The 12,395-nt window shown below is 54.3% G+C and carries 9 protein-coding genes; 8 read left to right on the top strand and 1 reads right to left on the bottom strand.

The window, feature by feature from the left end; genetic code table 11:
- The 5 genes from CE153_RS00335 to fucO all read left to right on the top strand — a co-directional run bounded on the left by CE153_RS00335 (position 1) and on the right by fucO (position 6,911).
- Positions 1-1,815 carry a CotH kinase family protein gene (locus tag CE153_RS00335; RefSeq protein ID WP_099594780.1) on the top strand — a complete coding sequence of 605 codons (1,815 nt, stop codon included), beginning with the start codon at positions 1-3 and terminating at the stop codon, positions 1,813-1,815.
- Complete coding sequence (locus tag CE153_RS00330; RefSeq protein ID WP_099594779.1) at positions 1,805-2,629, top strand: polyphosphate polymerase domain-containing protein; 825 nt, start codon at positions 1,805-1,807, stop codon at positions 2,627-2,629. Before CE153_RS00335 ends, CE153_RS00330 begins: the two co-directional genes overlap by 11 nt.
- Positions 2,630-2,707: 78 nt before the next feature.
- Positions 2,708-3,373 (top strand): DUF4956 domain-containing protein, encoded by a 666-nt coding sequence (locus CE153_RS00325; protein WP_099594778.1) that lies wholly within the window; start codon positions 2,708-2,710, stop codon positions 3,371-3,373.
- Positions 3,374-3,406: 33 nt separating this feature from the next.
- Positions 3,407-5,575: a GGDEF domain-containing protein gene (locus tag CE153_RS00320; protein WP_099594939.1), complete on the top strand. Its 2,169-nt coding sequence runs from the start codon at positions 3,407-3,409 to the stop codon at positions 5,573-5,575.
- Positions 5,576-5,759: 184 nt separating this feature from the next.
- Positions 5,760-6,911: a lactaldehyde reductase gene (gene fucO, locus CE153_RS00315; protein WP_033500889.1), complete on the top strand. Its 1,152-nt coding sequence runs from the start codon at positions 5,760-5,762 to the stop codon at positions 6,909-6,911.
- A gap of 183 nt (positions 6,912-7,094) precedes the next feature.
- Here fucO and CE153_RS00310 read toward each other — a convergent pair whose 3' ends face one another.
- A complete protein-coding gene (locus CE153_RS00310) occupies positions 7,095-8,030 on the bottom strand; it encodes a glycosyltransferase (protein WP_099594777.1) in 936 nt (311 codons plus the stop codon).
- 54 nt (positions 8,031-8,084) lie between these two features.
- Between CE153_RS00310 and CE153_RS00305 the strand changes: the two genes are divergently transcribed.
- The 3 genes from CE153_RS00305 (at position 8,085) to CE153_RS00295 (ending at position 12,394) form a co-directional block, all read left to right on the top strand.
- Positions 8,085-9,632, top strand: a complete 1,548-nt coding sequence (locus tag CE153_RS00305) for an AI-2E family transporter (protein ID WP_099594776.1) — start codon at positions 8,085-8,087, stop codon at positions 9,630-9,632.
- Entirely contained in the window at positions 9,632-10,855 is a 1,224-nt protein-coding gene (locus CE153_RS00300; protein ID WP_099594775.1) for a glycosyltransferase family 2 protein, read from the top strand. Before CE153_RS00305 ends, CE153_RS00300 begins: the two co-directional genes overlap by 1 nt.
- A gap of 93 nt (positions 10,856-10,948) precedes the next feature.
- Positions 10,949-12,394, top strand: coding sequence for a D-alanyl-D-alanine carboxypeptidase/D-alanyl-D-alanine-endopeptidase (locus tag CE153_RS00295; RefSeq protein WP_034880527.1), 1,446 nt, complete (start codon positions 10,949-10,951; stop codon positions 12,392-12,394).
- Position 12,395 lies beyond the last annotated feature (1 nt).

Here is a 12,395-nt window from a genome sequence, read left to right as displayed (position 1 = left end):
ATGACATGGTGGAATCGACGCAACACAAAAGCTATTACCACGCTTGTCAAGCAAATAGCGGCATTGACGGCAATGCTGATGGTGCTTTCCTGCGCTGGGTGTGCGACTTCATCACCCAGCGATAATGAACAATCGCAATCATCGGATTCAACGCAGACGCATGAGCAAGTCAAGAAAAGCGCTGAACAAAGCATCGACGGCGCACACTTGCGCGACAACGAATCGTTATACAAGGTGTATGACGACAGCGGCGTGGAAACCATGTATCTGACGGTATCGCGCGGTAATTCGTCGGAAGGAACCGACCATAGCTGGAGTGAAATCAACCAGTATTCCGTTGATGACTATGCGGCAATGGGCGTTGGACGCTACAAGGTCAATGGTTTGCTGCAGGTCGGCGACGAACAGGGGCCGGTTTCCGGGGAGCTTGGTTTTGGCGAAAGCGCGCCGAACGCCACCGTGCAGGTACGTGGTCAGTCATCGAGTAAAAACGAGCAGAAGAATTACAAGATCGAGTTGAAAAGCGGCAAAGGCAAGTGGCGTGGACAGCGTACCATCGCATTGAACAAGCATATGGGTGAAGGTCTGCGTTTCCGTAACAAAATGGCCTTTGATCTCATCAAAGGCATCGACCAGATGATGGGGCTGCGCACGCAATTCGTGCACTTGTATGTGAAAGACGAAACCAGCGGATCGGATTCCTTTGACGATTACGGTCTGTATACGCAGGTCGAACAGCTCAACAAAACCGCATTGCAAGCACACGGACTTGATAAGAATGGCCAGCTGTATAAGGCCAATTATTTCGAATTCCATCGAGACGAAGACGTGATCAAACTCGCCGACGATCCCGATTACGATCAGACGAAATTCGAAGAAAAACTGGAAATCAAAGGCGACAACGACCATACCAAACTGATTGCCATGTTGAACGCGCTCAACGATTATTCAGTGCCGATGAGCGACATTCTCGGCAAATATTTCGATACTGAAAATCTCGCATACTGGATGGCATTCCAGCTGTTGACCGGCAATATCGATACGCAAAGCCGCAATATGTACCTGTATAGTCCCACGAATTCCGACACCTTCTACGTGCTTGACTGGGACAACGACGGCATGCTCATGCGCAAGGAATATGAGATCAAACAACGTTCCGATGGCAAAAGCTGGGAGAACGGCATCAGCAACTACTGGGGCAACATGCTGTTTAGCCGCTGTTTGCAGACCAAGTCGTTCCGAACTGCGCTCGACAAGGCAATACAAGACGAATATAAGTACATGAATGCCAATCGCATCAACTCCATGGTGAAGCATTACCGCAGCATTACGGAACAATATGTGTGGAAAATGCCTGATTCCATGCATGAAGGCGTCACCAAAAGCCAATATGATGTAATCGCGAACCAGCTGCACAGTGAAATCGAACAGAACTACCAGACATACCAAACCGGGTTCAACAAGCCCATGCCGTTCTACATCGGCACACCTACCCCTACCAATGGCAAGCTCAAACTCAACTGGGATGTCTCCTACGATTTCAACGATGAGGATTTGCGTTATACCGTCACCGTGTCCAAGGATTACGAAGGTAAGGATGTAGTGTTCACACAGGGCGACCTCGTATTGCCGGAAGCCGTGATGGACATGCCCGGTGAAGGCCAGTACTTCATCAAAGTGAGCGTGCGCAACGCATCAGGCGAGACTCAGGACGCGTTTGACTACTACATCACCAACGGCAACAAGATCTATGGCACCAAGTGCTTCTATGTGAAAGCCGGCGGCAGCATTGTGGAGGATGCCAATGTTCAATGATGGTGGCAATCGAGGAACGTCGCTGCTGCAGCGCGTCAAACGTCGGGTCAGCGAAGAATTATCCGTTCCGCCGAGCACCGCCAAGGAACGGTTCCGTCATGAGCTCAAATATCTGATCTCATACGCGCAAAAAGCCGATCTGAACGTGCGTATGGCGCCGCTGCTTGGTCTCGACAAACATGCGAGCAATGGCGGCTATATGATTCGCAGCCTGTATTTCGACGATTATTGGAACACCGCATATCGGGAAAAAGTCGATGGTGTGCTGCTGCGCAAGAAATACCGTATTCGCATCTACGATTACAGCGACCGTGTGATCAAACTGGAACGCAAACGCAAAAGCGACAGTTGGATCTACAAGGAGGATGCGCCGCTCACCCATGAGCAGTTCGACCGCATTCTTGCCGGCGATTACGAGTTTTTGCGCGACAGCGAGCATCAATTGTGCCGCGAGCTTTATGTGGAATGCATGTGCAATGTGTTGCGTCCGCGTGTGATCGTCGATTATGAGCGCGAACCGTGGATTCTTGATGCCGGTACTGTGCGTGTCACTTTCGATATGAATGTGCGTGCGGCGGTTGGAGGATTCGATATTTTCGACTCCACACTGCCGGTACTGCCCGTGCTTGAGCCGGGAAAACTGGTGATGGAAGTCAAATTCACTGAATTCCTGCCGCAGATGGTACGCGATCTGTTGCCTGGCAAAGCTCAGGAGTTGACGTCGGCTTCGAAATACGTGCTCTGTTATGACAAAGCCTCGTATTTGCGGAGATTCGGCTACTGGCAGGAAGGCTGGAGCGTGCCGAGCCTGTAAAGACAGTCTGTGATCGGCTGGCATTTCCCGAAATCAAACGTTACGAATCAAGGAAGCAAAGAGAGAAAGAGCAGCATTATGAGCGTTAATGACATGATTAAAAAGTCGGTGCTGAAATCCTTCAGCCAATACAATGTGCCCAAAATGGCGCTGGCATTACTGGTGGCGTTGATCGTTGGCATCGTTATTTACTGCGTGTACCGCCGTTTCTACACGGGCGTGGTGTATTCGCGCAGTTTCGCGGTCACGTTGGTGGGCATGTGCGTGCTCACCTGCATGGTCACATTGTCCATCAGTACGAATATTGTGATTTCTCTTGGTATGGTCGGTGCATTGTCGATTGTGCGTTACCGTACCGCAGTCAAGGACCCGATGGATTTGCTGTATTTGTTCTGGGCGATTACTTCAGGTATTGCGTCGGGTGCGGGCATGTATGTGCTGGTGATTGTGGCCGGATTGGTGATGATCGGCATGTTGGCATTGTTCTACTCGTATCAAGACAAAGGGCGCGTGTACATTGCGGTGATCCACTATGTGGGCGATATGGCTGGCGATGAGATCACGCGTGCGTTCGGACGTACTAAATTCTTCGTCAAATCCAAAACCATGCGTGGCGAACGCGTGGAAATGGCCGTCGAAGTGTTTTGCGACGACAAGGATATGGCGTTCGCCGAGCGTATCCGTGCGATTGATGGTATCGAGGACGTAACACTGATACAGTACAACGGCGAATACCACGGATAGTTTTTTCGACGAGAGGGAGACCGCGTGACCGACATGCCGGAAATGGGCGGAATGCCGTCTAACGACGAGCTGGTGCCTTTTTTCACATTCGAAGACATCGATTATGCGCTCGAAAACGGCGAATTCTGCTGTTATCTGCAGCCTAAATGCAATGCGGAGACGGGAACCATTGTAGGAGCCGAGGCGTTGGTGCGCTGGAATCACCCCAAATATGGCGTGATTCCCCCAGGATGGTTCGTCCCGGTATTGGAAAGAGCCGGGCGGATCTGCCATGTGGATATGTTCGTATGGCGCTTCGTGGCTGAGATGCTGGGCAGATGGGAGCGTGAAGGACGCAATCTGGTACCGGTTTCCGTGAACGTGTCCATGATGGATATCAACCAGATGGATGTGGCCGACGTGATTGGCGGGCTGCTGAACGAATATAGCGTCGACGCGCGTCTATTGCAGGTGGAAATCACCGAAAGTGCCGTGGCGAAAAACCTGCCCATAGTGGAAGGCACCATCCGCAAACTGCATGCGAGAGGCATCGTGGTGCTGATGGATGATTTCGGTTCGGCATATTCCTCGCTGAACATGCTCAAAGACATTAATGTCGATGTGATCAAACTGGACATGAAGTTCATCGAACTGAGCGATGAGAATGCCGGTAAAGGCATGAAAATCATCCAATCCATGATTATTATGGCCAAGAAGCTGCATCTGATGATCATCGCCGAGGGCGCCCAAACCAAGGAACAGGTCGATCGGCTGAAAGCACTTGGATGCGGATACATCCAAGGATATTATTTCTACCCTCCACTGCCGGTGAAACAGATGGAAACGCTGTTGGCTGAACGCGCCGACGGTCGGCACTATTGGGATATGTCGTGCGATTACCTGCATCGCAATCATGTGACTGTCAACGGCCGGGTGCTGTTGGGAGTCTCCGCGTTGGCGGCCGACACCTTTGAAATCCTGGCTGATGGTCTGGCGGAAATATCCCGGTTGAATGTGGAGACAGGCGAATACCGTGTCATCAAACGGGATGGGGTGATTCCCGATCCGGAAGTCGACGAATTCGGTGCCTACATGCGTGCGGTGGCCGCCAACCGGGTGGTGCATCCTGACGATGTCGGGCGATTCTTCGCCGATCTGAATCTGACCTCAATCCGAGAACGGCTATACAGGCAGGAAACCGTGCTGGGGTTATACCGCAGCGAGATATTGGCCAAAACCGGTGTAGTCGCATTCGCAGCGATTCCCACTCACGCATGCTCCCCATCCGACCCTTGGGCTGTGGTGCTGGTCGGACAGAATCTGCCCATGGGACTATTGGCATGCGGCGATGCCGATAATTATCGCAGAGACTCGCTTACGGGACTACTCAACCGCAATGCCTACGATGATGACTTGGAGTACATCCAAGCCACGCATGACAAGCCGTTGACGGTGGTGTACGTCGACATGATCGGACTGCATGAAATCAACAACCATTTGGGGCATGCCAAGGGCGATTCGGCGTTGTGCGGACTTGCGAATGCGATGCGTGCCTGCTTCGGGGACGACAGGATCTACCGCGTCGGAGGCGACGAGTTCGTGATTATCAGCTGCAACCATACGGTGAGCCAAAGTATGCGTCGGATGGCGCGTATGCGTCGGGATTTTCTGGAAGGTGATTGGGATATATCCGTAGGCATGGCCGAATCCGATGATGGAGGGGATCTTCCGGACCTCATCAATCAGGCGGAAATCCGTATGCGTCAGAACAAGAAACAGTATTACGTCAATGGCGGAGGCAAACGTCAGCTCCGCATGCTCAACAACCGGCTTGAGGATATTCTGGTGCGCGATGAGGATATGAAAATGCTGCTTGAACATCTGAATGTACGTTATCCGGTGTCATTTATAGTCAATCTGAATACCGATACGCAGCGTTCGATCATGGTGCCCGATTTCTTTCAGCGTATGCTTGATGGTCATGGCGGTTCCTTCCGCGAAGCATTACGTGAGTTTTGCTGTGTGAGGATTGCTCCCGAATACCAAGAAGGTATCCTGCGACTGCTTGACTACGATGTCGTCCGTAGCCGGCTCAAGTCGGAAGGTGCGGTGCAATGCGGTTACATGAAGAACGACGGTGAGCGGTTCATGTTGACGATTCTTACCGACAACAGATCCACGGACGAGACCATGTGGGTGTTCGAACGTAAGGACCTGCCGTAGCGGAAGGGCAGGTTGTTCGATGGATGATTTTACCCCTCAGCTGGTTTTATTTTGTGAGAATGGTCACATAATATCGCGGTGTCGTTGATCGCATAACGGTCGAAAATGGGTTTATGATGGGAGCGTTGGCTTCGGCAAGGTATGACGAAGCCTATGAACGCACAGTAGCTTAAAGGAGAGCACTATGGTCTATCGCATGATTTTCAACCAGACGGCGTATTTCGGTCGCGGAGCCATCAAGGAGATTCCGGGCGTTGCCAAGTCGCACGGCTTCACCAAGGCATTCATCGTCACCGATCCGGTGCTGCTGGAAACCGGTACCGTCAAGAAGGTCACCGATGTGCTCGATGAGGCAGGCATGCCGTATGAGGTCTTCGACAACGTCAAGCCGAACCCGCCGGTCGAATGCATTCAGGACGGTGTCGCCAAGTTCGCCGCATCCGGTGCCGACTTCCTGATTGGCTTGGGCGGCGGCTCCCCGCAAGACACCTGCAAGGGCATCGGCATCATCACCGCCAACCCGGAATTCTCCGACGTGCTCTCCCTGGAAGGCGTTGCCGACACCAAGAATCCGTCCGTGCCGATCTTCGGCGTGCCGACCACCGCCGGTACCGCTTCGGAAACCACCATCAACTATGTGGTCACTGACACCGCCAACAAGCGCAAGTTCGTGGCTGTCGACCCGCACGACATTCCGATCGTCGCTTTCGTCGACCCGGATCTGACCGACTCCATGCCGCGTGGTCTCAAGGTTGCCACCGGACTCGACGCCCTGACCCACGCCATCGAAGGTTACATCACTCCGGGCGCATGGAGCCTGTCCGACTGCCTGTCCATGCAGACCATCCGTATGATCGCCAAGAACCTCGCCAAGAGCGCCGACGGTGACATTCCGGCAGGTGAACAGATGGCCTACGCCTCCTACATCACCGGTATGGCCTACTCCAACGTCGGCCTCGGCCTGGTGCATGGCATGGCCCACCCGCTGGGCGGTCGCCTCGGCGTGGCCCACGGCGTTGCCAACGGCATTCTGCTGGCTCCGGTCATGGAATATAACAAGGACTATACCGGTGAGAAGTACCGTGACATCGCTGACGCCTTCGGCATCGCGGACGCCTACACCGGCGATATCGAAACCGTGCGCGAAGAGGCCGTCCAGGCTGTGCATAAGCTCACCGTGGATCTGAAGAACCCGACCACCATCTCCGAAGTCGGTGCAACCGAAGCCGATCTGGAGCCGCTGGCTTATGATGCCTTCCACGATGTGTGCACGCCGGGCAACCCCCGTCAGGCCACGCAGGAAGACATTCTCGCCATCTACAAGAGCCTGATGTAATGCGGCAATTCCCACGAATCGGCAATCGTGCGTAACGAACGACGAATCGTGAGAGAACATCGCTGAGAACATAAAAAATCGTGGTGTGAATCGTAATAAATTCACACCACGATTTTTGTATGCGATTACAATTACGTATGTTGATGAATTGAAATACTTCAATCCAATACGAAAATGTGCGAATTAATCGTTGGAATCCTCGTGCTTTTCACTCCACTCCTCATCAGTAGGGGTGTCGTCATACCATTCATGTCCCTCCTGCTCGGCCAATTCCATCTGCTCGTTGATCCACGCCGCCTCCGCAGGATTGATATCGGCGGTGTCAAGCACCTTCTGCCACACCGGATACAGCAGATGCATCACCGGATACAGCGCGGTGAGCAGAATCTCCGGCCTATGCTTGCGTGAATGCTGTGGATGCGCGTCGAACGTGTTCTTGAAACGACGCATGTAATTATTGAACGACGTGAGCGACGTGTCCATACGGCGGGCGCTGATGCCGGCGATCATGCGCGGGCAGTACACGGTTTTCAAATCCTTGCCCAGCAGATGCAGCGAAATATCGATATCCTCATGCATCACATCGGCCTTGTCGCGGCACACCTCGTCGCAGATTTCGCGCCAAGCTGAAGCGCGGACCGCCATATTCGAGCCAAACAGCAACGGCTGGCCGCCATCGGCCTTGTAAATGCGCTTGCGCGTGGAATTATCCCCACGCAAACCAAAATGGCGGCTCGGCAGATCGTAATACATCACCGGACCAGTGGCACCCATGGCCTCCGGATCCTCGGTGAAAATGCCGGACACCACTTCGACCCAATCCGGGCGAATCATGCAATCAGCGTCGAAACGGCCCAAAATATCGCCGGTGGCGTGATTCAAACCATAATCTCGCGTCGGAATCAATCCCTGTTCCTCATCCTGATGCAGCAAACGGACAGGGGCTTGAGGGTGGTCTTTCATAAACTGCTCCACCACAGCTACCGTCGAATCGGTGGAACGATTGTCGACAACGATCACTTCATGGGGCATCACGGTCTGCCTAGTGGCATTCAACAGGCAATCGTTGATACGCTCCTCTTCATTCCAAGCGGGGATGACAATTGAAACGTTCAGCATAACTACCACAATAGCTCAGCCTGTACACGACGCCTATCGCTACAATGGGAAGCCATGAGCGAAAGCGAACAGCGATTGAACAATACGCAGAGTGAAAACGGTGCGAACACCAGCGAGCAGCGCTGGGACCTCGGCACCCTGTTTCCAGCCAAAGGAGATCCCCGAAAACCGCCGGAATGGTTGGGGCGTGCACTGCTATACATCGCCATAGCCATTGTGGTGTTTACTTTCTGCTGGCGCAGCTGGGGCAAAATCGAATACCTGGTGATCGACATCATCGTCTCGCTGTTCATCGCGCTCGCGGTGGAGCCGATGGTGGTGCCGCTGGTCAAACATGGCTGGAAACGTTCGTTCGCGTCGTTGTTCTCGCTGCTGATGCTGGCCGTGATTCTCGGCGTGCTGTTCACGCTGTTCGGCAACCTGTTCGTGCAGCAGGTGATCGCATTGGTGAACGGTCTGCCCGACCTATACGAGCAGATGTGCCAGTTCGCCAGTCAATACGCGAATTTCCAACTTCCTGAAATCAATAATCTCGGCAATGAGATTCTGAAGAACATTCAAACGTCATGGGTCACCGATTTCGCGGGTACCGCGCTAAATACAGTGTCGGGATTGTTCTCGTTCCTGATCAACCTCATGACGATAATCATGACCACGTATTACATTTCAGCGGCTGGTCCGAAACTGCGCCGTGCCGCATGCCAGTGGATGGCTCCGGCGGCTCAGCGGCGATTCCTGTTCGTATGGACGGTGAGCCAGAGCCAGATCTCGTCGTTCCTGTTCTCCCGTGCCATTCTCGCGTTGCTGAACGCGTTCTTCACCGGAATCTGTCTGATGTTGCTGCATGTGCCCTATTGGATGCCATTGGCGCTGTTCTGCGGTATGGTTTCGCAGTTCATTCCCATGTTGGGTACGTATATTGGCGGCGCGTTGCCGGTGCTGTTCGCATGGGGTAGCTGCGGATTGTGGCAGGCTGTGGTGGTGTTGGTGTTCATTTGCGTATACCAGCAGATTGAGAATCTGATTTTCGCGCCGAAGATCTCCCAGCGTACCATGGATGTGAACGATGCCGTGGCGTTCCTCGCGGTGCTGGCGTTCACCTCGCTGTTCGGCGCGTTGGGTGCGTTCCTCGCATTGCCGGTGGTCGCGTCCGTGCAGACGATTTTCCGCACCTATACGAAGCGGTACGAGCTGGTCGATTCCCCGCTGATGGACGATCCGGTGCCTGAAAAGAAGTCGAAGCTGGTGGAAGGCGCCGAAGTGATCAGCGAGCATCTGCACAGTATGCCTCGCGCGGTGCAGGGATCCAGTGCGCATGTGCCTATTTCCGACGAAGTGCGGCAGTTGCAGGAGCAGGCGTACAATATCACCCGTTCCGAGGAATCGCTGGAATCGGACGAAACCGTCGCCATTCCGAAGCATGTGTTGGGCAAAACGAGCAAAACGGAACGCAAGCCATTGCGGGGTCTTGAGAGCGAAAACGCATCGCGGGAATCCAACGAAAATCCGGAATCCGGCAATGAACGGAAGAACGGTGAATCGCGGGAAACTGGAGGAAGCGCGAAAAACGTGGATGACAATCCAAGAAGTAGGTGGCGTTAATGGTACTGCTGAGTGTACTTGACATTCTGTTGGTCATCGTCGGCGGCGCAGGTGTGGTCTATCAGGCGGTGTGCATTCTCATCTCCCTGTTCACCAAGCCGATCAAATTTCCCGATGCGCCGATGAACAAGCGTTACGCGGTGCTGATTTCCGCACGAAACGAGGCGAAAGTCATCGGCAACCTCATTACCTGCATCCAAACGCAGACGTACCCGAGCGAGCTGATCGACATTTGGCTCGTTGCCGACAATTGCACCGACAATACCGCCGAAGTGGCGCGCAACATGGGCTGCCATGTGGTCGAACGCTTCAACAAGGAACTTGTGGGCAAGGGCTACGCATTGACGTATCTGCTTGACCAGATGAACGAATCCGGCGCATCCGACCTGTACGACGCGTTCTTCGTGTTCGATGCCGACAACAAGCTCGACAAGCATTACGTCGAAGAGATGAACAAGGCGTTCCAGTCGGGTTTCAAGATTCTCACCAGCTACCGCAATTCCGTGAATTTGTCCGACAATTGGGTCTCTTCCGGTTCTGCATTGTGGTTCATCCGTGAATCTCGATTCCTGTCGGCCTCGCGCATGTGGCTCGGCAACAGCTGCCATGTAGGGGGCACAGGTTTCATGTTTTCGCAGGAGATCATGCGTCGTAATAATGGTTGGAAATTCCACCTTTTGACCGAGGATTTGGAATTCACCATGGATTCCTTGCTACACGGCGACCGCATCGGCTACTGCGGTACCGCGATTCTGTATGACGAGCAGCCTGTCACCTTCGCGCAGAGCTGGCGTCAGCGTTTGCGTTGGAGCAAGGGTTTCCTGCAAGTGTTCCGTTATTACGGGCCGGCTTTGGTCAAACGCGCCATCAGGGAACGCGATTTCTCCGCCGTTGATTTCACACTGTTGTTGTGTCCGTTCACGGTGATCGGTATCATGCGCGTTCTGCTGGGACTGTTGTTCGCGACTTGCGGATTCGTGACATGGCAGAGCCAGTTGAGCTCGTTGACCAGTTGGACGTCCGGCATTGTGACGTCGGTGATCGGCATGATGGCGTTGGCTGCGTTGACGATCATTGTGGAACGCGATCAGATCGGCGCCACCAACAAGGAACTGTTCGCGTATGTGCTGAGCTTCCCGATCTACATGTTCAGTTATGTGCCGATCTCGTTCCAGGCGATGTTCGCCAAGTCGGAATGGAAGCCAATCGAGCATAAGGGATGACGTTCGTTCGCAGGCTTGCGTGTTTCCTGCTTTTTCGTTTTCATTTCGATTTTTCATTTCGATTTCCGCTTATGACTGGAGTGTTGTTGTTCCATGGATGATTCGGCTGAATACCGGCATGTGAAACGCCGCCGATACATTACGGTGGCGCTTTCCGTGGCACTCACCACGGTATTGTGCGTCGGCTATGTCGTGGCCGACATTTTCGACAAGCTGCCGGGCGTTCTTACCCTGCAGGAAGTCGAACACATCACCGCCAAGACGCCGGGCAACGCCGTTCCTGCGGCAACGGTGGTCGAAGGGCTTGACGCTTCGAAGACCGTGGATGAAGCTGCAGCGAAGGCGCTGATCAGCCAATTCGAAACGGCCGCCTCCGATTTCGGTGGCGAATATGGCATCGCCATCGCCGATGCGGCCGGCAATGTGGTGGCCGAGCATGATCTCGACAAGTCGTATACGCCGGCATCCACCATGAAAACGTTGACGGCATATGCTGCGGCGACCACGCTCGACATGGGTAAGACGTTGGACACGCAGACCTATCTGGAACAGCGTGAGGACGGCACCGCGCGATTGGTGCTCAAAGGCAATGGCGACATGCTGCTCGGTGCCGGTGCATCCGATTCGGAACATATCAATGGGCGTGCCGGACTGGGAACGCTTGCCGCGAACACGGCTCAGGCGTTGCGCCAGCGGGACATCGCCTCCGTGACGCTTGTCTACGATGATTCCCTGTTCGGTAGCGACCGTTGGCCAAGCGGCATCGCAGAACTAGACTCGGACCACGTGTACTACGCGCCGACCGCGTCCATGGCGGTGGATGGCGGGCGTAACTGGAACGGTGCCAATCCCGCGGATCCCGATGTGTTCAGCGCATACCCCGCTTTGAGTACGCAGCCTGCCCGCGAGGCCGCGCAGGTGTTCGCGCAGCGTTTGGCTGAACAGGGCATTGCCGTGAATTCTTCCGTGGAACAGGGAACGGTTCCCGAAGGCACCAGTCCCATCGCGGCCGTGCATTCCGCATCGCTGAATGAGATCATGGCGTTCATGCTTCGGCATTCCGACAATTCTCTGGCTGAGGAATTCGGCAGATTGCTGGCTTTGCATATCGGTGCCAATAATTCGCCGGCCGGCGCGGTTCAATCGGTCGAACAGGTGCTGACTCAGCGGGGAATCTCCACCAAGGGCCTCACCATGCTCAACTGTTCGGGGCTGTCTGATGATTCCAAACTCACCGCGCATACCTTGCTCGACGTGCAGCAGCGTAATCTGGCGGCCGGCGCCGGTGCCGCCGCCGCCGAAGGATTGTCGGTCGTGGGTTTTGTGGGTACCGCTGCGAATCGTTTGAACGATGCCGACGAAGCTGGTCTCATCCGTGTCAAAACCGGCAGTTTAGGGGAAGTGACCTCCATGACCGGCAATGTGTCGCGTCATAAAGGGGGTGCGTTGAGCTTTGCCGTGATCGTCAATAATCCCGATGATTTCGAGGCTGCGAAATCCGCTATCGACGCATTCGTGGCCGCGCTGCCGAAGCTGTGAT

Source organism: Bifidobacterium sp. N4G05 (assembly GCF_002742445.1).
In the GTDB taxonomy this organism is placed as follows: Bacteria; Actinomycetota; Actinomycetes; order Actinomycetales; family Bifidobacteriaceae; genus Bifidobacterium; species Bifidobacterium hominis.
Note: the sequence above shows the minus strand (reverse complement) of the source record. Positions and strands in the feature narration are given on the sequence as shown.

Coding starts and splice junctions, on each gene's coding strand:
- CE153_RS00305 (WP_099594776.1), top strand. CDS start 8,085: ATGAGCGAAAGCGAACAGCGATTGAACAATACGCAGAGTGAAAACGGT.
- CE153_RS00325 (WP_099594778.1), top strand. CDS start 2,708: ATGAGCGTTAATGACATGATTAAAAAGTCGGTGCTGAAATCCTTCAGC.
- CE153_RS00300 (WP_099594775.1), top strand. CDS start 9,632: ATGGTACTGCTGAGTGTACTTGACATTCTGTTGGTCATCGTCGGCGGC.
- CE153_RS00320 (WP_099594939.1), top strand. CDS start 3,407: ATGCCGGAAATGGGCGGAATGCCGTCTAACGACGAGCTGGTGCCTTTT.
- CE153_RS00335 (WP_099594780.1), top strand. CDS start 1: ATGACATGGTGGAATCGACGCAACACAAAAGCTATTACCACGCTTGTC.
- CE153_RS00295 (WP_034880527.1), top strand. CDS start 10,949: ATGGATGATTCGGCTGAATACCGGCATGTGAAACGCCGCCGATACATT.
- fucO (WP_033500889.1), top strand. CDS start 5,760: ATGGTCTATCGCATGATTTTCAACCAGACGGCGTATTTCGGTCGCGGA.
- CE153_RS00310 (WP_099594777.1), bottom strand. CDS start 8,030: ATGCTGAACGTTTCAATTGTCATCCCCGCTTGGAATGAAGAGGAGCGT.
- CE153_RS00330 (WP_099594779.1), top strand. CDS start 1,805: ATGTTCAATGATGGTGGCAATCGAGGAACGTCGCTGCTGCAGCGCGTC.